The 20,442-nt window shown below is 67.2% G+C and carries 21 protein-coding genes; 10 read left to right on the top strand and 11 right to left on the bottom strand.

The genetic code is table 11. The features are described from left to right. The first annotated feature begins 2 nt into the window (after positions 1–2). Together L8F96_RS10860 and L8F96_RS10855 are read left to right on the top strand one after the other, a co-directional pair. A complete protein-coding gene (locus L8F96_RS10860) occupies positions 3–926 on the top strand; it encodes an XdhC family protein (protein WP_334655991.1) in 924 nt (307 codons plus the stop codon). Continuing rightward, positions 913–1,482, top strand: coding sequence for a nucleotidyltransferase family protein (locus tag L8F96_RS10855; protein ID WP_334655990.1), 570 nt, complete (start codon positions 913–915; stop codon positions 1,480–1,482). The genes L8F96_RS10860 and L8F96_RS10855 overlap by 14 nt, the downstream gene beginning before the upstream one ends. Positions 1,483–1,602: 120 nt before the next feature. Here L8F96_RS10855 and grxD read toward each other — a convergent pair whose 3' ends face one another. The 6 genes from grxD to L8F96_RS10825 all read right to left on the bottom strand — a co-directional run bounded on the left by grxD (position 1,603) and on the right by L8F96_RS10825 (position 6,546). Continuing rightward, a complete protein-coding gene (grxD, locus tag L8F96_RS10850; protein ID WP_046409110.1) occupies positions 1,603–1,929 on the bottom strand; it encodes a Grx4 family monothiol glutaredoxin in 327 nt (108 codons plus the stop codon). Positions 1,930–1,959: 30 nt separating this feature from the next. Next, positions 1,960–2,193 (bottom strand): BolA family transcriptional regulator, encoded by a 234-nt coding sequence (locus tag L8F96_RS10845; protein ID WP_334655989.1) that lies wholly within the window; start codon positions 2,191–2,193, stop codon positions 1,960–1,962. 1 nt (position 2,194) lies between these two features. Next, positions 2,195–2,518, bottom strand: a complete 324-nt coding sequence (locus L8F96_RS10840; RefSeq protein WP_046409108.1) for a DUF1476 domain-containing protein — start codon at positions 2,516–2,518, stop codon at positions 2,195–2,197. A 70-nt stretch (positions 2,519–2,588) separates the two neighbouring features. After that, entirely contained in the window at positions 2,589–4,769 is a 2,181-nt protein-coding gene (locus L8F96_RS10835; protein ID WP_334655988.1) for a sodium-translocating pyrophosphatase, read from the bottom strand. A 213-nt stretch (positions 4,770–4,982) separates the two neighbouring features. Beyond that, positions 4,983–5,873 (bottom strand): thiamine-phosphate kinase, encoded by an 891-nt coding sequence (gene thiL / locus L8F96_RS10830; protein WP_334655987.1) that lies wholly within the window; start codon positions 5,871–5,873, stop codon positions 4,983–4,985. Between the two features lie 37 nt (positions 5,874–5,910). Next, on the bottom strand, positions 5,911–6,546 hold the full coding sequence (locus L8F96_RS10825; RefSeq protein ID WP_301091880.1) for an MBL fold metallo-hydrolase: 636 nt from the start codon (positions 6,544–6,546) through the stop codon (positions 5,911–5,913). Between the two features lie 176 nt (positions 6,547–6,722). Here L8F96_RS10825 and pabB point away from each other — a divergent pair, with 176 nt between their 5' ends. From pabB to L8F96_RS10790, 7 genes are all read left to right on the top strand, one after another. After that, positions 6,723–8,495, top strand: a complete 1,773-nt coding sequence (gene pabB, locus L8F96_RS10820) for an aminodeoxychorismate synthase component I (protein ID WP_046409106.1) — start codon at positions 6,723–6,725, stop codon at positions 8,493–8,495. A 27-nt stretch (positions 8,496–8,522) separates the two neighbouring features. Beyond that, on the top strand, positions 8,523–9,722 hold the full coding sequence (locus L8F96_RS10815; protein WP_046409105.1) for a pyridoxal phosphate-dependent aminotransferase: 1,200 nt from the start codon (positions 8,523–8,525) through the stop codon (positions 9,720–9,722). Positions 9,723–9,944: 222 nt separating this feature from the next. Next, positions 9,945–10,079, top strand: coding sequence for a hypothetical protein (locus L8F96_RS10810; protein WP_269430566.1), 135 nt, complete (start codon positions 9,945–9,947; stop codon positions 10,077–10,079). Positions 10,080–10,204: 125 nt separating this feature from the next. Further along, positions 10,205–11,068 (top strand): UDP-2,3-diacylglucosamine diphosphatase, encoded by an 864-nt coding sequence (locus L8F96_RS10805; protein WP_334655986.1) that lies wholly within the window; start codon positions 10,205–10,207, stop codon positions 11,066–11,068. A 9-nt stretch (positions 11,069–11,077) separates the two neighbouring features. Next, positions 11,078–12,094 carry a glycosyltransferase family 4 protein gene (locus L8F96_RS10800; RefSeq protein ID WP_334655984.1) on the top strand — a complete coding sequence of 339 codons (1,017 nt, stop codon included), beginning with the start codon at positions 11,078–11,080 and terminating at the stop codon, positions 12,092–12,094. A 107-nt stretch (positions 12,095–12,201) separates the two neighbouring features. Continuing rightward, a complete protein-coding gene (locus L8F96_RS10795; RefSeq protein ID WP_046409102.1) occupies positions 12,202–12,879 on the top strand; it encodes a DUF1013 domain-containing protein in 678 nt (225 codons plus the stop codon). Positions 12,880–13,030: 151 nt separating this feature from the next. Continuing rightward, on the top strand, positions 13,031–14,119 hold the full coding sequence (locus L8F96_RS10790; RefSeq protein WP_334655983.1) for an MBL fold metallo-hydrolase: 1,089 nt from the start codon (positions 13,031–13,033) through the stop codon (positions 14,117–14,119). Between the two features lie 10 nt (positions 14,120–14,129). Here the strand turns inward: L8F96_RS10790 and L8F96_RS10785 are convergent, their stop codons facing one another. From L8F96_RS10785 to L8F96_RS10765, 5 genes are all read right to left on the bottom strand, one after another. Then, complete coding sequence (locus L8F96_RS10785) at positions 14,130–14,597, bottom strand: YaiI/YqxD family protein (RefSeq protein WP_136450466.1); 468 nt, start codon at positions 14,595–14,597, stop codon at positions 14,130–14,132. Between the two features lie 43 nt (positions 14,598–14,640). Continuing rightward, positions 14,641–16,212 (bottom strand): bifunctional phosphoribosylaminoimidazolecarboxamide formyltransferase/IMP cyclohydrolase, encoded by a 1,572-nt coding sequence (gene purH, locus L8F96_RS10780; protein ID WP_334655982.1) that lies wholly within the window; start codon positions 16,210–16,212, stop codon positions 14,641–14,643. Positions 16,213–16,370: 158 nt separating this feature from the next. Next, positions 16,371–18,110, bottom strand: coding sequence for a heparinase II/III family protein (locus L8F96_RS10775; RefSeq protein ID WP_334655980.1), 1,740 nt, complete (start codon positions 18,108–18,110; stop codon positions 16,371–16,373). Further along, on the bottom strand, positions 18,107–18,769 hold the full coding sequence (gene rpe / locus L8F96_RS10770; protein ID WP_334655979.1) for a ribulose-phosphate 3-epimerase: 663 nt from the start codon (positions 18,767–18,769) through the stop codon (positions 18,107–18,109). The genes L8F96_RS10775 and rpe overlap by 4 nt, the downstream gene beginning before the upstream one ends. A gap of 111 nt (positions 18,770–18,880) precedes the next feature. Next, positions 18,881–20,176 (bottom strand): RsmB/NOP family class I SAM-dependent RNA methyltransferase, encoded by a 1,296-nt coding sequence (locus tag L8F96_RS10765; RefSeq protein ID WP_296218073.1) that lies wholly within the window; start codon positions 20,174–20,176, stop codon positions 18,881–18,883. Between the two features lie 41 nt (positions 20,177–20,217). Between L8F96_RS10765 and L8F96_RS10760 the strand changes: the two genes are divergently transcribed. Further along, on the top strand, positions 20,218–20,379 hold the full coding sequence (locus L8F96_RS10760) for a DUF1674 domain-containing protein (RefSeq protein ID WP_125945152.1): 162 nt from the start codon (positions 20,218–20,220) through the stop codon (positions 20,377–20,379). Positions 20,380–20,442: the final 63 nt, after the last annotated feature.

Genomic DNA, 20,442 nt, shown 5'->3' with positions numbered 1-20,442 from the left:
CCATGGCCGATAACGACAGCGTCCTCTCCGCGGCTCAATCGTGGAAGGGCGCCCGCATGGCGCTCGCCACGGTCGTCTCCACCTGGGGTTCAGCCCCCCGCCCCCGCGGCAGCCACATGCTGGTGCATGAGGACGGCCGCTTCGAAGGTTCGGTCTCGGGTGGCTGCGTCGAAGGCGACATCCTCGATACCGCCGCCCGCGTCATCGCCGGCAGCCCGGTCGCGGTGAAGAAATATGGCGTCGCCGATGCCAGCGCGTGGGAAGTCGGCCTGCCCTGCGGCGGTGAGATCAGCGTGATGGTGCAGCCGGTCTCGGCGGAAGGATTCGACCCCGAACTGTTCGACCGCATCATCGAGGCCCGCGCGGACGGCCAGTCGCTCACCGTCACCACGGACCTCACCACCGGCCACAGCGATCTGCGTCCCGTCGAGACCGGCGAGATCTTCGCCAACCGCTACGATCCGCCACGCCGCCTCATCGTTGTGGGCGCGGTGCAGATCGCCCAGTCGCTCGTCGGCCTCGCCCGCACGCTCGGCATCGAGACGGTGGTGATCGACCCGCGCGGCCGCTTCCTCACCGAGGAGCGCTTCCCCGATACGACGCTCGACGATCGCTGGCCCGACGAGGCGGTCGAGGCATACAAGCCCGGGCCCTCGACAGCAGTGGTAACGCTCAGCCACGATACCAAGATCGACGATCCCGCGCTCGTCGCCGCGCTCGCCGCCAATACCGGCTATGTCGGCGCGCTCGGCAGCCGCAAGAGCCACGCCGCGCGGCTTCAGCGGCTGGCGGAGGCCGGCGTCTCGGCCGATGATCTGGCGCGAATCGACGGTCCCGTCGGGCTCGATATCGGCGCGATCGGGCCGGCCGAAATCGCCCTCTCCATCGCCGGCGCGATGGTGAAGGCCTTCCATGATCGCGGCTGAGGACACCGCGCTCCTCCTGCTCGCAGCGGGCCAGTCGCGGCGCTTCGGTGCTGGTCCGAGCAAGCTAGACGCCGTGCTGGAGGGGCGACCGCTGGGTATCCATGTCGTGGAGACGCTAGCGGTTCTTCCCTTTCACGCCCGGCTCGCCGTCGTCAGGCGGAGCCTCATCGATTATGCCAGCCACGGCTATGCCACGATCGTGAATGACGATCCGGTGGGTGACATGGCGTCATCGCTGCGATTAGGCGTGCGGCGTGCCGCCGAAGTGAAGCCGCAGGCGCTGCTCGTCGTGCTGGCCGATATGCCCCGCGTCACCGCCGGTCACATCCAGCGACTGCTGGCGGCGGCGGATGGACCCTCGGCTATCGTCGCCTCCACGGATGGCGACGCTCCACGCCCACCGGCCGTGTTCGGTTACGCCCTTTTTCCGCTGCTTGAACGCCTGTCAGGCGATAGTGGCGCCCGCGACATCATTCGCCGCGGGAAGCACGTTCATGCACCCGCGGGCGAGCTGGTGGACATCGATACGCTGGAACAATTGCGCTCACTGGCCTGATCGCCGGAGCAGCGCTGGGGCAGGAACGGCCAGCCAGGCGCGCGCCAGGATCGAGCCAGTCGCACGTTCCAGCCGGAAGGGCGCACATTAGTACCGCGCACCCTTCCGGTGGATAATCAATCAGGCAGCCTTGGGCCCGTCCTTGATCAGCTCGGCCAGCTCACCGCTCTCGTACATTTCCATCATGATGTCCGATCCACCGACGAACTCGCCGTTGACGTACAGCTGCGGGATCGTGGGCCAGTCCGAATAGGCCTTGATGCCCTGGCGGATCGCCTGATCCTGCAACACGTCGACGCTCTCGAAATCGGCGTTCAGATGCTGGAGGATAGCCACCGCCCGGCTGGAAAAGCCGCACTGCGGGAACAGCGGCGTGCCCTTCATGAACAGCACCACGGGGTTGTTCTTCACCACCGCGTCGATGCGGGCGTTGGTATCGTCAGTCATTCTTTGTCCTTCGCGTGAAGCGGCTGGCCGTTATTTCGGCACGCCCGTCGTCAACTGCAAGGCGTGGAGTACCCCGCCCATGCGACCACCCAGCGCGGCATAGACCGACTGGTGCTGCTTCACCCGCGACATGCCGGCGAAGGACGCCGCGGTCACACGCGCGGCATAATGATCGCCGTCGCCGGCCAGATCGGTGATCTCGACCTCGGCATCGGGGATCCCCTCGCGGATCAACGCCGCGATTTCGTCCGCCGCCATGGGCACGTTATTGTGCTTCCATCAGCTGGCGGCGCGCCTCGACGGTCTGCTTGTCGAGCGCCTCACGCACCTCGGCTTCGCCGATGTCGACGCCAGCCGCGGTCAGGTCACCGACCAGCTTGCGGATCACGTCACCATCGCCCGCTTCCTCCAGGTCGGCGTGCACCACCGTCTTGGCATAAGCGTCCGCTTCCTCGGGCGTCAGCTTCATCAGCCCGGCCGCCCACTGGCCAAGCAGGCGATTGCGCCGGGCGATGATGCGGAAGGCAAGGTCCTCGTCGCGCGCGAACTTGGTCTCGAAGGCGCGCTCGCGATCGTCGAATGTGGTCATGGCTGCTGCGTTGCTCCTATTTCAACCCGGGATAGGCAGCGCAGCGGCCCGACGCAATATTGCTGCTGCCTCAGCCGCCGCCGGCCAGCGCCGCCAGCAACAGCAATGCCACGATGTTGGTGATCTTGATCATCGGATTGACCGCCGGACCGGCGGTATCCTTGTACGGGTCACCCACGGTGTCGCCGGTCACGGCCGCCTTGTGCGCCTCCGATCCCTTGCCGCCGTAATTGCCGTCCTCGATATATTTCTTGGCATTGTCCCACGCGCCGCCGCCGCTGGTCATCGACAGCGCGACGAACAGGCCGGAGACGATCACGCCCAGCAGCATCGCGCCAAGCGCGGCGAATCCCGACGCCTGGCCATCCACCGCGGTCACCACGAAATACAGCACGATCGGCGACAATACCGGCAGCAGCGACGGTATGATCATCTCGCGGATCGCCGCGCGGGTGACCAGATCGACGGTGCGCCCGTAATTGGGCCGGCTCGTCCCTTCCATGATCCCGGGATTGTTGCGGAACTGGTCGCGCACTTCCTCGACCACCGCGCCTGCCGCCCGGCCGACCGCGGTCATGCCGAACGCCCCGAACAGATACGGCAGCAGCGCGCCGAGCAACAGTCCGACGATGACGTAGGGGTTGGACAGGCTGAAATCGACCGCGATGTCAGGAAAATAGGTCTGCAGGTCAGTGGTATAGGCACCGAACAGAACCAGCGCTGCCAGGCCGGCGGACCCGATGGCATAACCCTTGGTCACCGCCTTGGTCGTGTTGCCTACCGCATCCAGCGCGTCCGTCTTGTGACGGACCTGGTCCTCCAAGCCGGCCATCTCCGCAATGCCGCCGGCATTGTCCGTCACCGGGCCATAAGCATCCAGCGCGACGACCATTCCGGCCAGCGCCAGCATCGACGTGGCGGCAAAGGCGATGCCGATCACGCCTGCGAGCTTGTACGTCGCGACCACCGCGATCACGATCACCAGCGTAGGCAGCGCGGTCGCCTCCAGGCTGATCGCCAGCCCCTGAATGACGTTGGTGCCATGGCCGGTCTCGCTCGCCTTGGCGATCGACTTGACGGGGCGGTAGTTGGTGCCGGTGTAATATTCCGTGATCCACACGATCAGGCCCGTCACCGCCAGGCCGATCAACATGCACCAGAACAGGTCCATGCCGGTGAAGGCGTCCGCCGCCGGCGCGCCAGTGACCTCTGTCACGGTAAGATCGCCCGCCCCGCTGACGATCGTGTCGCTGGTCGCCTCAAGGAAACCAGCGGCGCCAATCGGCACGTTCAGGTCGCCGAGCGTCATCTGCGTCGCGACATAGATCGCCGGGATGGCAAGCAGCGCGGAGGTCCAGAACCCCTTGTACAGCGCGCCCATGATCGACCCCTTCGATCCCAGCCGCACCATGTAGGTGCCGATGATCGAGGTGATGATGCACACGCCGCCGACGATCAGCGGCAGGCTCATCAGGTTCATCAGCTCGGCAGGCGATGCCTGGATTAGCAGCGCGATCGAAATCATCGTCACGCCCAGCGTCACGACATAGGTTTCGAACAGGTCCGCGGCCATGCCCGCGCAATCGCCGACATTGTCGCCCACATTGTCGGCGATCACCGCCGGGTTGCGGGGGTCGTCCTCGGGGATGCCCGCCTCGACCTTGCCGACCAGATCGGCGCCGACGTCAGCGGCCTTGGTGAAGATGCCGCCGCCGAGCCGCGCAAAGATGGAGATGAGCGATGCGCCGAACGCCAGTGCGGTCAGCGCCTCGATGATCACGCGCGCGTTGGGCGCGTAGCCGCCCGGCCCGGTCAGATACCAGAAGAATCCCGCAATCGCGAGCAATCCCAGCCCCGCCACCAGCATCCCGGTGACCGCGCCGGAGCGGAACGCCATCGTCAATCCGCCCTGCAGCGTGCCCCGCGCAGCCTCTGCCGTACGAACGTTGGCGCGCACCGAGATATTCATGCCGACATAGCCGGCAACGCCCGACAGCACTGCGCCGATCAGGAACCCGACCGTCGAGAGGACGCCCAGGGTCGCAAAGATGATGACGGCGACGACCACGCCGACGATGGCAATCGTGGTATATTGGCGGCCAAGATAGGCCTTCGCCCCTTCCTGAATGGCGGCGGCGATGTCCTGCATCCGTTCATTGCCCGGAGAGGCTCGTAGGACTTGCTGGCTGGTGACGATGCCATAGACCACGGCCAGCAGGCCGCAGAGGATGGCGATATAGACCGTGGTCATCGCGTTCCTTCCCCTAACGTGGCCGATCGGCCCCGCCCCCGGGCGGTAACCGCCGGCCTCCTATGCTTATCGTTCTTGTATGACGGAGCGTAACCGTGCGGCAGGAAAGTGCAAGGCACCAATAATGGCCGGTTTTCGGGCAATCAGAGCGGCGTCCTGCCCGCAATGATGACTGATGATTTCCCGTCTTGACTGACGCTGGACTTTGATCGGTCAGGCGCGATGCTCGAAGCCGAGCCGCGGCGGCAGGGCAACAACCTCTCCGCTCTGGGTCAGGACCAGTCCCTTGCCCACAGCAAAGCTGCCGATGCACGTCGCGATGCTGGTCGGCGCAACCTCGGGCGGCAGCGCGCACAGAAGCTGATAGTCATCCCCCGCCGTCGCCGCCGCCAGCACATCGTCACCGGCATAGCTGCGATAGGTCGTCGACAACGGAACGCGATCGAGCGCGATGGTCAGGGCCAGCCCGCTCGCCGCCGCCATGCGCCAGCCGTCGATCAACAGCCCGTCGGACACGTCCATCATCGCATGCGCCAGCGGGGCGAGCGTCCGCCCTTCCGCAAGCCGCGGGCGCGGCCGGCGATAGGCGGCAATCAGCGCATCCGGGCCATCCCCCCGCTGGGCCGCCTTCAACCCCGCGCCCGCATCGCCGATCGTGCCCGTCACCCACAAACGGTCACCCGCCTTTGCGCCCGATCGCGCCGGGACCGCATCGGCCCGACCAAAAGCCGTCACCGTCAGCACGCGCGCCGCACCTTCGGGCAGCCCAACCGTGTCGCCGCCCAGCAATGGGCAGCCCAGCGCCGACAGGCAGGCGTTCAGTCCCGCAAGGAACGCCCGGTCCCAGCCGGTATCCGACAGCGGGTAATTCAACAGGATTCCGACCGGCTCCGCCCCCTTGGCGGCCAGATCCGACAAATTCACCGCCACCAGCTTCCACGCCACATCGCCAGGCGGATCGTCGGGCAGGAAGTGGACCCCCGCGATCATCGTGTCGGTGGTGATGACGAGGTCGCCCAGCCGTGCCACGTCGTCGCTCAGCCCCTGCGCCCCCTCATGCAGCGGCAGGCGGCGCAACGCGGCGATGAATTCGGCTTCCATCATGTCCTGGTCTCCAGCGCCGCCGGGCGGCCCAGCCGGGTCACGCCTCCAGCGCGCTGTCGCTCACGAACATGTTCCACTGCCGCTCATGCGCGAAGGTGGAAGGCTTGCCGTGCCCGGGGATGAACGCGGTCTCGCTGCCCAGCGGCCAGAGCTTGGTGACGATCGAGTTGATCAGCGTCTTGTGATTGCCCTGCGGCAGATCGGTACGGCCGACCGAGCCCTGGAACAGCACGTCGCCAACCTGCGCGAACTTGGACGGCGCGTGGTGGAAAATCACGTGCCCCGCAGTGTGCCCCGGCGTGTGATAGACGTCGAGCGTCAGTTCGCCCACCGTCACCGTGTCGCCATCCTCCAGCCAGCGATCCGGCTCGAACGGGACGCCGCGGATGCCCCAGTTGCGGCCATCGTCACCCAGCCGCGCCAGCCAGAAGCGGTCCTCCTCCTGCGGCCCCTCGATCGGCACGCCCAGCTCCTCGGCCAGCGGCTTCGCCTCGCCGGCATGGTCGATATGGCCATGGGTCAGCAGGATCTTCTCCGCCGTCACGCCAGCCTGCGCCAGCGCTGCCTTGATCTTGGGCAGGTCGCCACCCGGATCGATCACCGCCGCCTTCTTCGTCTTGGTGCACCAGATGATCGTGCAATTCTGCTCGATTGGCGTCACCGGGACGATCATCGCGCGCAGCGCTGGTTCGGTGGTCGCATCGGTCACGGGCATTTCCTCGAAAACTTGCGCTGGATGAGCGGCGCACATTGCTAGCCCGCAGATCGCCCTCACGGCAAGGCAGCAGCGTTGGCGCGGCGCACCAAGCGGGGTTGCCGCCATGGGCGGGGACGGGCATGGCGCCTTGTATGTCCCTCGCCGCACCCTTCGTGCTGCTCGACGATGCCCGGCCCGGTGGCGCGCCCGCACGCCTGTATCGCGATCCGGTGGCGATCATCGAAGCACATTCGGTGGATCAACTGGCGCCCGCGCTGACCAGCGTTCGCGAAGGCATCGCGGCGGGCCATCACGCGGCGGGCTTCATTGCCTATGAGGGCGGCGCCGCGCTGGAGCCGCATGTCGGGACGCTTCCCGCACCGGCCACCCCGCTCCTGTGGTTCGGCCTGTTCGCGGCGGTGGAGGAGCTATGCGCCCCCCACACGATCCTGCCCGCCCCGGACGGCGCATGGATCGGCGCGCTGGAACCCGCCATCTCGCGCGACGAATATGATGCGGCGCTGCGACAGGTGCTGGACCTGATCACCGCCGGCGACATCTATCAGGCGAACCTCACGTTCCGGGCGCGGGTGCCCTTTGCGGGCGATCCACTGGCGCTCTACGCCGCGGTGCGCACCCGCGCTGCTGCCGGATGGGGCGCGATCGTCGCCACCGGCGATCATCTGCTGCTCTCCTTCTCCCCGGAATTGTTCTTCCGCCTTGAAGGAGACACGCTCACCTGCCGGCCGATGAAGGGCACCGCGCGCCGCGATCCTGACCCTTCCCGCGACGACGACATCGCCGATGCGCTGGCCAGCGACGAGAAGCAGCGCGCGGAAAACCTGATGATCGTCGATCTGATGCGCAACGACCTGTCGCGGGTCGCCGCCGCCGGCAGCGTTAAGGTACCTGCGCTCTTTGCGGTGGAGCGATATCCGACGGTTCATCAGATGACCTCCACCGTCACCGCACGGCTCGCCCCCGGGCGCGACGCGATCGACGTGCTGTCGGCCCTTTTCCCCTGCGGTTCGATCACCGGCGCCCCGAAGGTTCGGGCCATGCAGGTGCTTCGCGAGATCGAACATGCGCCGCGCGGCATCTATACCGGCTCGATCGGGGCGATCGATTCCGGCGGCGACGCGCAGTTCAATGTCGCCATCCGCACGCTGGAGATCGCCGCGGGTGCGGATCACGCGACGCTTGGCCTTGGCGGCGGGATCGTCGCTGACAGCCGCGCTGACAGCGAGTGGGACGAGGCACTGGCCAAGGGCGCGTTCCTGACGCACGGCCAGCGAACCCCCGACCTGATCGAGACGATGCGCTTCGATCCCGATGCGGGCATCCTGCTCGTCGAGCGGCATCTGGCGCGTATGAAGGCCAGCGCCGCCCGCCTCGGCTTCGTCTTCGACCGGCATGACGCCCGCAATGAACTGCAGGCGGCGACCTTCCGGTTGCGGGCACCTGCTCGCATCCGGCTGTTGCTGAGCCACAGCGGCCGGATCACGATCGAGGTCGCGCCTGCTCCGCCCCCGATCCCCCGAACATTGCGCGTGGCGCTGGCACCCTTGCCGGTCGTCCCATCCGACTATCGGCTCCGCCACAAGACCAGCAGTAGACGCTTCTATGACGAGGCACGCCGCCGCGCCGGCGCTGACGAGGTGGTGTTCGTCGATCCGGACGGGTTCCTGACGGAAGGCAGCTTCACCAGCGTCTTCGTGGAACGTGATGGGCTGCTGCTCACGCCGCCGCTGGCGCGTGGCCTTCTTCCCGGGGTGCTGCGCGCCGAGCTGATCGACATCGGCCGCGCGGTCGAACACGAACTGACCGCTGATGATCTCGCGGCCGGCTTTCATGTCGGAAATGCGCTGCGCGGCCTCATGTCCGCGTTCGTGACAGTTGCGGAGCCGGGAGACGCCTCGCTATAGGCCGCGGCGCTTAAAGGAGCCGCCCCTATGAAGACGTCCGCCGCGCTCGATCGCATCAGCCCATCGCCCACGCTGGCGATCACCACCAAGGTGCAGGAGCTGAAGCGTGCCGGTATCGACGTCATCGGTCTGGGTGCCGGCGAGCCGGATTTCGACACGCCCGATTTCGTCAAGGAAGCGGCGATCGAGGCAATCCGCCGTGGCCAGACGAAATACACCAATGTCGATGGCACGCCTGAGCTGAAGGATGCGATCGTCGCCAAGTTCAAGCGCGACAACGGGCTCGACTACACCCCCGCGCAGATCAGCGTGAACGTCGGCGGCAAGCACACCTTGTTCAACGCCATGGTCGCGACCGTCGGCGAGGGCGACGAGGTGATCGTGCCGGCGCCCTATTGGGTCAGCTATCCCGATGTCGTTCAGTTCGCCGGCGGCACGCCGATCGTCGTCGCAGCGGGCCCGGAACATGGCTACAAGCTGACGCCGGCGATGCTGGAGGCCGCGATCACGCCGCGTACCAAGTGGCTGATCCTCAATTCGCCGTCCAACCCGACCGGCGCCGCCTATACCGCCGCCGAGCTGAAGGCGCTGGGCGAGGTGCTGGAACGCCACCCCCACGTCTGGATCTTCGCCGACGATATGTACGAGCATATCGTTTACGACGATTTCCAGTTCGCCACGATCGCTCAGGTCTGCCCGTCGCTCTACGATCGCACGCTGACGGTGAACGGCTGCTCCAAGGCCTATGCCATGACCGGCTGGCGCATCGGCTTCGCTGGCGGCGCGCAATGGCTGATCAAGGCGATGGCGAAGCTCCAGTCGCAGTCGACCAGCAACCCGTGCTCGATCGCCCAGGCTGCGGCCGCCGCGGCGCTGAATGGCGACCAATCCTTCCTTGCGGAGCGCAATGCCGCCTTCAAGGCGCGCCGCGATCTGGTCGTCGGCATGCTGAACGACACGCCGGGCATCACCTGCCCGACGCCTGAAGGCGCCTTCTACGTCTATCCCGAGGTCTCCGGCCTCATCGGCAAGACGACGCCCAAGGGGCAGAAGATCGAAACCGACAGCGATTTCGTCGGCTATCTTCTGGAGGAAGCGCGGGTCGCCGCCGTGCAGGGCGTGGCGTTCGGCCTCTCCCCGGCGATGCGCATCAGCTACGCGACGAGCGAGGAGATCCTTCGCGAGGCGTGCACCCGGATCCAGCAGGCGTGCGCCGCGCTGCGCTAGCAGCAATCTCGCGTCGACCAGCTTCAACAATCCGGCTTGGTCGACGCACGAACGGACGTAAAAAAGGTTCCCGTACGGAAACAGTTCCTTTCCTTGTTGACCATACAAGGGCAAGGGCCGCGTCCCTACATGCAAAACACGTGATGAACGGGGGCACCAGCCCCGGTTCAGGCGGTCGTGGCTACCACTGCGACGAACAGAAACGAGATACAGAGTACGCTTATGACCCGCCTCCTCAAGTCCAGCTTCCTGTGGCAGTTCGCCGGCGGGTTCCTGCTCGGTGCGGTCGGCCTGTTCACGCTCACACCGACGACCGATCCGGTGACGGGCGCGCCGGTGGTCGAACAGGTTCGCTGATACGCTGACGGCGGCCGTTACCCGGCCGTCACACGCCTGATACGAAGCTGCTATCAAAGCGTCATCGATCGGTGATCTGCCCGTAACCTGCCGCGGTTAGAACTGCGTGGCAGGGAGGGCCCGCCATGCCGACGACCGTCACGCTCGCCGACGTCACCGACCTTGCGGATTTCGCCAATTCGCGCCCTCATCTTCCGGAACGCGCCGTCGAACGGACGCGCTATCGCACCATCTGGATCAGCGATGTCCATCTCGGCACCCGCGGGTGCAATGCCGGGATGCTCATCGACTTCCTCGACCATGTCGACAGCGACACCATGTATCTGGTGGGCGATATCGTCGATGGCTGGCGGCTGCGGCGGAAATTCTACTGGCCGGCAGCGCACAGCGATGTCGTATGGCGACTGTTGAAACGCGCTGGGCGGGGGACGCGGATGATCTTCATCCCCGGCAATCATGATGAGGCGTTTCGCCAGTTCTGCGGCCTCGACTTCGGCGGCATCGCGATCCGCCGCAACGCTATTCACGTCACCGCCGACGACCGTCGCCTGCTGGTGCTCCATGGCGACGAATTCGACGCGATCACTCTTGCGCATCGCTGGCTCGCCCATGTCGGCGACACTGCCTACAGCCTGCTAATGCTGGCCAATCGCGCGGTGAACGCTTTCCGTCGCCGCGTCGGGCTTCCCTATTGGTCGCTCAGCAAACATGCCAAGGCGCGCGTCAAGAACGCAGTCGCCTTCATCTCCCGCTTCGAGGAGATTGTCGCCGAGGCCGCCGGCGCGCGCGGGGTCGACGGCGTGGTCTGCGGCCATATCCACACCGCCGAGATGCGAACGATCGGCGACATCGCTTATTTCAACGATGGCGACTGGGTCGAAAGCGCCACGGCGCTGGTCGAGCATGTCGACGGGCGGATGGAGATCGTCCACTGGGCCGAAGTAATGGCCCGGCGCGAGGCGGCGGCCGTCCTCGCCATCGCAGCCTGAGCGCGCATCATGAAGATCGCGATCGTCACCGATGCCTGGGCGCCGCAGGTAAATGGCGTCGTGCGCACCCTCCAGTCGCTGGTCGGCGAGCTGACCACGATGGGCCACCATCCTTTGGTCATCGCACCCGAGGGCTTTCGCTCCTTCCCCTGCCCCACCTATCCGGAGATCCGGCTGGCGCTGGCCAGCTCTCGCGCAGTGGGCAGCCGCATCGCCGCCTTCGGAGCGGAGGCGATCCATATCGCGACCGAAGGGCCACTCGGCTTCGCCGCACGCCGCTGGTGCCTCGACCGCGGCGTTCCGTTCACCACCGCCTATCACACGCAATTCCCGGATTATGTCGCCGCGCGCACCGGGTTGAGCCCGGCGTGGATCTGGCACCTTGTTCGCCGCTTCCACCAGCGCGCCGACGCCGTCCTTGTCTCGACCCCCACCATCCAGCACATGCTGGCCTCACACGGCATCTCGCACACGCTGCCCTGGGGCCGCGGCGTCGCGCGCGAGTTCACGCCGGACGGCGCTACGGATCAACATCTCGCCGCCCTGCCCCGCCCGGTCCTGCTGTACGTCGGCCGTGTCGCGACCGAAAAGAATGTCGCCGCCTTCCTCGCCGCCCCGCATCCGGGCAGCAAGGTGGTGGTCGGCGACGGCCCCGCCCTTCCCGACCTTCGCCACCGTTTCCCCAACGCACATTTCCTCGGCCCCCGCTTCGGCGAAGCGCTCGCCGCCTGCTATCGCACCGCCGACGTTCTGGTGTTCCCCAGCCGGACCGACACTTTCGGGTTGGTGATGATCGAGGCGCTGGCATGCGGGACGCCGGTGGCCGCCTATCCGGTGCCCGGCCCGATCGACGTCCTCTCCTCCGCCAGCGGCGTGATGGACGATGACCTCACCCGCGCGATTGCCGGCGCGCTGAGGCTCGATCGGGCACGATGCGCGGCCGAAGGCAGGCGCCACAGCTGGCGCGCAAGCGCCGAGCAATTCCTGGCGGCACTCGTCCCGATCGCACTTCCGCGCGCCGCATAATGCGACGGCGCTTGCCCTGACGGCACGGGCACATTAAGTCACCACAGGTTAGGCGGCCGCTCCGGTAAGGGGCGGCCCTATTTGTTTATACCGAAAGGCTTTCCCGCATGGCCCAGCCGCTCATGCCCCACGCGACCGCTTCATGGCTCGTCGACAACACGTCGCTGACGTTCGAGCAGATCGCGGAATTCTGCGGTTTGCACGTGCTCGAAGTGCAGGCGATCGCTGACGATACCGCGGCGACCAAGCTGACCGGGCGCGATCCGGTGCGCGCACACGAACTGACCCAGGACGAGATCGAGAAGGGCCAGGCCAATCCCGACTATCGCCTGAAGATGACCAAGGGGCCGGAGCAGGTCCGCCGGACCAAGGGGCCGCGCTACACCCCTGTGTCGAAGCGTCAGGACAAGCCGGACGGTATCGCCTGGATCATCCGCAACCATCCGGAGATCACCGACGGGGCGATCTCCAACCTGATCGGCACCACGCGCACCACGATTGCCGCGATCCGCGACCGGACGCACTGGAACATTGGCAACATCACGCCGAAGGACCCGGTGACGCTCGGCCTGACCACGCAGCGTGAGCTGGACGCCGCCGTGGCCAAGGCCGCCAAGACCGCCGGCGTCGAGGCGCAGCCGACCGACACCCGCCTCGACGGCGACCGTGAGGCGCTGATCGAACAGTTGCGCGCCGAACGCGAGCAGGCGTCGCGCGGTGCCGAAATGGCCGGCGACGAGGATGGCGTGTCGAAGTCGTTCTTCGAGGATCCGTTCCGCCGCTGATCCGCCGCCGTCACGGGCGGATGGCTGGTCCGCCACCGGCTGGCACAAACATGACAAGGGGCGCGGTTCCGGATGCCGGGATCGCGCCCTTTGCGCATCCAGGCGCAAATTCTCTCGACGTAACGAATGTTATGCTGATAGCGTCATCGCCATGGCGACGGCAATTCAACGCACGCTGATCGGGGATGAGGGGCTGACGCCCACCAGCTGGGCCGGTCTTACCTTTCCCTTCGGTGATCGCGGGCCGCAGCCCGGCGAACTGCTCACCCTGATGGACGGTATCCGCTGGTGGCGCGTGCCGATGTCGGGGCCGCTGAAACATGTGAACGGCCTGATCCTTGATGACGGCCCCGAACTGCTCGCGATCGACACCGGAACCGCCAGCCCCCGCTCAACCGAGGCATGGCGCACCATCCTGGAGGGGCCGCTCGCGGGCCAGCGAATCGGCAAGATCATGTGCACGCACATGCACCCCGATCACGTTGGCCTCGCCGGCTGGCTGTCGCGCCGGTTCGATGATGCCGACATCGTGATGACCCGCACCGAATGGCTGATGGTGCGTATGCTGGCGGGGGATTCGCGTCCCGAGGTACCCGAGGAGCAGCTCGCCTTCTGGCGCGGCGCTGGCTGGAACGAGGAACAGGTCGCGCATGGCGCCGGCCGTGGCTGGTCCAATTTCGGCAAGGCGATCGCGCGCATGCCGCTCACCTATACCCGCATCCAGGACGGCGAGGTGCTGCAGATCGGTGGCAGCGACTGGCATGTCATCACCGGCAACGGCCACAGCCCCGAACATGCCTGCCTGGTCGATTACGACCGCCGCGTCCTGGTCGCTGGCGATCAGGTGCTGCCGAAAATAAGCTCCAACATCTCGGTCCACGTCAGCCAGAGCAATGACGACCCGCTCGGCGACTGGCTGCGCTCGATCGAGAAGTTTCGCACCTTGCCGGAGGATCTTCTGGTCCTCCCCGGTCATGGCGACCCGTTCTACGGCCTGCACACCCGGCTCGACGCGCTGCGCGACGAACATATCGACCGGCTGGATGCGATCATCGACCTGATGGGCAGCGGCGCGGTGCGTGCGGTGGATTGCTTCAAGGTGCTGTTCCGCCGCCCGATCGGGCTCGACGTGATCGGCATGGCGACCGGCGAATCGCTCGCCCACCTCCACCGGCTGGAGGTCGAGGGTCGCGCCGTGCGCGAGGAGAGCGGCGGCACCTGGTGGTACAGCCGCCGCTGATCGCTGGCTGCTACGCGCGCCGCGCCCGCAGCAGCTTGCCGAGCGCCTGATCCAGCGCCGACAGAAAGCGCGATCGGTCCTCCTTGCTGAACGGCGGCGGGCCGCCGATCCTGTCGCCACCCGCGCGCAGATCGGCCATGATCGCGCGCACCGCCACGGCATTGCCGATCGAGCTGGTGGTGAAGGGCTTCCCCGCGGGCGAGATCACCGTCGCGCCCAGCTTCAGGCACCGGTCGGCCAACAGGATGTCAGCCGTCACGACCACCGTTGCGTCGCTCGCATGGGCGACGATCCAGTCGTCCGCCGCGTCAAAGCCATCGTTGACAACCACGCGCGCGATCAGCGGATGCTGCGGCACGCGCAGGTGCGCGTTGCTGACGATGGTGACCGGCACGTTCAGCCGATAGGCGACGCGATAGACCTCCTCCTTCACGGGACAGGCATCCGCATCGACCAGGATCGCGACCGCGGACGCCATCAGCGGCCCACGGTCCACGATCCGTCCGTCACCGCGATCAGGCTCAATGGCGGAAATGCCGCATGCCGGTGAAGATCATCGCCAACCCGGCCTCGTCAGCCGCGGCGATCACCTCGGCATCGCGGATCGATCCGCCCGGCTGGATCACTGCGGTCGCACCGGCTTCCACTGCCGCGAGCAGACCGTCAGCAAAGGGGAAGAATGCGTCGGAGGCGACGGCCGAGCCGATCGTCCGCGGCGCTGCCCAGCCGGCCTTGTCGGCGGCGTCCTTTGCCTTCCAGGCCGCGATCCGCGCCGACTCCAGTCGGTTCATCTGCCCCGCGCCGACACCCGCGGTGCTGCCCTCCTTGGCATAAACGATCGCGTTGGATTTCACATGCTTGGCGACCGTCCAGGCAAACCGGCAGTCGGCCAGTTCCTGTGCGGTGGGCTGGCGCTTGGTCACGACCTTCAGCATGTCGTCAGACAAGACGCCATTGTCGCGCGTCTGCACTAGCCAGCCACCAGCGATCGTCTTGGCGGTCAGCCCCCCGCGCGCCGGATCGGGCAGCGTCCCCGTCAGCAGCAGGCGCAGGTTCTTCTTCGCCGCGAACAGCGCAATCGCTTCCTCGTCGGCGTCGGGCGCCACTACCACTTCGGTGAAGATGCCGGTGATCGCCTTCGCCGTCGCCGCGTCCAGCGTGCGGTTCAGCGCGATGATCCCGCCAAATGCCGACACCGCGTCGCAGGCAAATGCCGCTTCATAGGCATCTGCCAACGTCGTCCCCGTCGCCACGCCGCACGGATTGGCGTGCTTCACGATCACGCAGGTCGGATCGGCGTCGCGGAACTCGCTGACCAGTTCCAGCGCCGCATCGGCATCGTTGAGGTTGTTGTAGCTCAGCTCCTTGCCCTGCACCTGCCGCGCCTGGCCGATGCCCGGCGTGCTCGGGCCGGCGGGACGATAGAAGGCCGCCTGCTGGTGCGGGTTCTCGCCATAGCGAAGCACGGTGGGCGCCTCGAGCGTGAAGGGCAGGGTCGCGGGAAACTGGTCCTTCTGGTCCTCCAGCCCGAACCACCGGGCGATCATCGAATCATAGGTGGCAGTCGCGGCGAACGCCTTGGCCGCCAGCCGCTTGCGCTCCTCCAGCGTCGTCTCGCCGCGCCCGACGATGGCATAGTCCGCCGGATCGGTGACGATCGCGACATAGGCATGGTTCTTCGCTGCCGAGCGCACCATGCTGGGGCCGCCGATGTCGATATTCTCGATCACCTCGGGCCGGTCGGCGCCCTTCGCCACCGTCTGCGCGAACGGATACAGGTTCACCACGACCAGATCGATCGCGCCAATCCCATGCTCCTCCATCGCGGCGGCATGTGCGGCATCATCGCGCACCGCCAGCAACCCGCCATGAACCATCGGGTGAAGCGTCTTCACCCGCCCATCCATCATTTCCGGAAAGCCGGTCAGGTCGGACACGTCGCGCACCGTCAGTCCGGCATCGCGAAGCGCCTTTGCCGTGCCGCCGGTGGACACCAGTTCCACGCCCTTGTCCGCGAGCGTTCGGGCGAGATCGACGATCCCCGTCTTGTCGGACACGGACAGAAGGGCGCGGCGGATGGTGATGGCGGTCATGACACTCTTTCCGCTCCTCCCCGATCGGGAGGAGCAAGGGGTGGGTGGGTGACGGATCGCGCGCGAGTCGCTGATCGTCACGATGCGACGTGCAGCCCCCTAGCGGTGCCGGCGCGCGCCCCCAAGCCCTCGTGCGCCGCCGCGGCGGAAGAAATCGCCTATCGCGCGCGTTTGAGCACCCAGCCGACGGTCGCGCCGCCGGCTTCGGCCATGCCGCTCACGACCAGCTGCTGCGTTGTTGCCGGGCGGCCATCACCATCGATCCAAAGGCTGTCGTCAATCGCCAGCGACCCGCCACGCGTTCGGAATTGCCACATCGCGCCGCCCGGTACGCGCAGCACCGCCCCCATGCCATCGGCCGTCGGCGACGCCTCCACCCCGCGGCCCAGGTGAAACCGGATGGCGAATGGCTTTGGTCCCATCGGGCGCCGCCGCCCCTTGGGCAGCAGGACGTCGTCGCCGCGCAATTCCCTGCCATCCTCGGTCAGCACCAACTGCCGCCGGTGGACGAAGCCGTAGCGACGGACATAGCCGTCGTGGCTCGCCTCGATCCGACTCGCATTTTCCGATTCCTGCCGGCTCAGCTCGACCTCGCCGACCCCTCGACCCAGCGTGCCGTCCGCGTGAATCGCGGTTGAGTTGGTGTCGGCCAGCGTCAGCGTCGAATGCGCGGCGGTGGTGCGCAGCGCAGAGATGAGCGCCTTGGGCAGCCCTGAAATGGCAGCATTTGCGCCGCCGCAGTTGACGATGATCCGCGCTGGCCCATCGGAAAGCTCGAACGCCAGCGTGGAGGCGCAGCCGCCTTCCACGACCCGCGCGACCGGCGGTGGCGCTGCATCGACCAGCACCACCGCCGTGCCGGCGACCAGCCGCTGATATCCCCAGTCGCGTGGCTGCCGCAGCGGCCGGGTGCGTACGCCGCTCGCCTCGATAACCTGCGCCACCCGCTCGGCCGGCACCGGCCCGCCGCTCTGCCAGCTTGCGAGACCCCGGTCGGCGTGACACACGGCCAACAGCGCCGGCACCATGCGCGCAAGCGTACCCTGGATGCCCTCGGGCAATTCGAGCCGGCGGGTGATGTACGTCTCGCGCAGCATCGCCAGGAGGCCGATCATGTCCAGCAGCGCTTCGGGCGAGCGGCTGACCGCACCGCCATCCTCGAACACCGCGCCCGCCAGCGCGCGCATCAGCCCCGCCTCGCCAAAGCTGCGGCGCGGATCCCCGCCCGGGATCAGCAACCCCGCAGCAATCACCCCGCACCACGCCGCCACCCGCGCCGGCCCGATCGGCGCCTTGTCCGCGCTGGTGTCGAGGTGCCGCGCACCGCGCGCCAGCGCGTTCAGCACCTTGGATCGGTAGACCAGATCGGTCGACGACAGGATCAGCGGGGCATGCGCGGTCCAGAACAGGATGCGCCGCCCCCACAGCTCGGGCCGCCACGCCAGCGCCGTCACCCGCTCACCATGTGCGGCAAGCCACCGCGACATCAGATCCTCGGCGATCGGTGCCCCTTGCGCCCGCGTCGCCACGCTGGACAGGTCGCGCAGCCAGCCGAAACTGTGAAGATAATCGGCAAAGGGCGCCGAAGGCTGAAGGGTGCGCAGGTTCAGCCCTGCAATGTCATGCCGTTCACCGCGGAAGGCCAGTTGCCCCGCGAGCAGCGACTCCCCGCGCGCGATGTCGCCGAACAGGGGATCGTCGGGCACCGCGATCAGCTTCAGCGGATAACGGCCCTTCAGCCGCAGCCCGTGAATCGGCGTCCGCCAGGTCAGGCGATGAAAACGGTCGGTTAGCCGTTCGGCGAGCGACAGCCCCTTGTCGCCGCCGACACGGACCAGCCGCTTGCCTTCGTCTATTCCGTCCGGGACGGCTGCAGGATCGCGGGCGCCTTGGCTCATGCGCCTCGCAGGGCTCGGATATTGGCGGCATAGGCCTCAGGCCCGCCACGGAACGTCGCAGTCCCCGCCACCAGCGCGTCGGCGCCAGCGTCGATCGCCAGCGGCGCAGTGCGCTGATCGATACCCCCGTCGACCTGCAAATCGATGTCGCGCCCGCTCGCATCGATCATCTTGCGGATCGCCGCGATCTTGCGCAGCTGGCTGTCGATGAAGCTCTGACCGCCGAAGCCCGGGTTCACGCTCATCACCAGTACCAGGTCGACCATGTCGATCAGGTAATCCAGCATCTTGGCCGGAGTACCGGGGTTGAGCACCACGCCCGCCCGCTTGCCCAGCGACTTGATGTGCTGAAGCGACCGGTGGATGTGCGGTCCAGCCTCAGGATGAACGGTGATCGTGTCCGCCCCGGCCTCGGCAAAGGCATCGAGATAGGCGTCGATCGGCGAGATCATCAGATGCACGTCGAACGGCTTGTCGGTGTGCGAGCGAAGCGCCTTCACCACCGCCGGCCCGATCGTGATGTTGGGCACGAAATGCCCGTCCATCACATCGATGTGGATCCAGTCGGCGCCCGCCGCATCGATCGCGCGAACCTCCTCGCCCAGCTTGGCAAAGTCAGCGGAGAGGATCGAAGGCGCGATACGGACAGGCTTGGTCATGGAACTCACTGTGGATCGGCCCGCGCCTGCCGGCTTCGCTGCACGCGTGCAGGAACCCGGATCAGCGCGAACGAATGGACGTGTCGCTCAGATGCTTAACGTGCGATTTGATCAGGCGGAAGCACGCACGAGCCGGACGATGAAAAACCCGTCGCACCCGCCCGCATCTTCCAGCGTCCCCGGCAGCGTGCGGAGATAGCCGCCGCTCTGCGCCGCGAACCCGTGGGGCAATTCACCCGGCTGTGGCGGCTCGAGGGCATAATCGGGATGCTCAGCCAGAAACCGCTCCAGCTGCGCCTCGCCCTCCTCCGGCTCCAGCGAACAAGTGGCATAGACCAGCCGCCCGCCCGGCCGCACCCATGCGGCGGCGCGATCGAACAATTGCGCCTGCAGCGCGGCCATGTCGGCGATGATGCCAGCATGGGCGCGATACAATACGTCGGGATGCCGCCGAAAAATGCCCGTCGCGCTGCACGGCGCATCGAGCAGCAGGGCATCAACCGGTTCGCTCGGCGCCCAATCCATCGCGTCGGCGATCACGACCGTCGCCGGCTGCTTGGTCCGCGCCAAATTCTCGTGGAGGCGCGCGGCGCGCGACGGCGATATTTCCAGCGCCGTCACGACCCAACCGGCCGTCGCCAGCTGCATCGTCTTTCCCCCCGGCGCGGCGCACAGGTCGAGCGCGCGGCCCGGCCCCCGCCCGATCAACCGCGCGGGAAGCGAGGCGGCCACGTCCTGCACCCACCAGGTGCCTTCTGCGAACCCCGGCAATTGCGCCACCGGCGCCGCATGGCGCAGCCGCCGATGGTCGGTTGCCAGACTGTCCCCCTCGGGCGCCAGCGCATCAGGAGCGGCCAGCGTCAGGTCCAGCGGCGGCGGCACCGCGATGGCGCGGGCGGCGGCTGCCACCACGTCCTCACCCCATGATTCACGCCAGCGCGCCGCGATCTCCGGCGGCAACGCGGGAACATCCGGCAGGGTCGCACCCCCGCGTGTCAGTGCCCCAAACACACCATGGACCAGCTTGCGCGGCCCGCCATCGACCAGCGGCAGCACCGTGGCGATCGCGGCGTGCGGCGGGGTGCCCAGCGCCAGCGTCTGCACCAGCGCGATGCGCAGTGCGGAACGCGCCTTGGCATCTTCGGGGAGCACCTGGCGGGTCGCCGAATCGATCAGCGAATCGAGATCGGGCAGGCGGCGCAGCGTCTCGGCCGCAATCGCATGGGCGAGGCCGCGATCCGGCCCCTCCAGTCCGCGCGTCGCCTGCGGCAGGGCCGCCTCCAGCGGTTCACCCCGCCGCAACACCGCATCGAGCAGGCGGAGCGCGGCGCGGCGCGGCGCGGTGCCGGGCGGATCCGCCGGGCGACGATGATGGACAGGCGGGCGGGGCTTGGCGGAAGAAGACATCGCGCCCATGTGGCGGGTGAACGCCGTAACCGGAAGAGCCCATGTCCAATCGACCACCTCATGTGAAGCCGCCGGCCTATCTTTCGCCGAACAAGCCGGTGCCCGAGCCCGCGCCGATGGAGCGCCCGCCCGAGGATCCACTCGGCCGCGATCCGGTGCGCTATGGCGACTGGGAGAAGAAGGGCATCGCCGTCGATTTCTGACCCCGCCTGACGACGCACACAGGTGACGTAACGTCATTCCTTTCGCGGCCGGAACGAAGTTTA

Source organism: Sphingomonas panaciterrae, assembly GCF_036890205.1.
In the GTDB taxonomy this organism is placed as follows: domain Bacteria; phylum Pseudomonadota; class Alphaproteobacteria; order Sphingomonadales; family Sphingomonadaceae; genus Sphingomonas; species Sphingomonas panaciterrae.
Note: the sequence above shows the minus strand (reverse complement) of the source record. Positions and strands in the feature narration are given on the sequence as shown.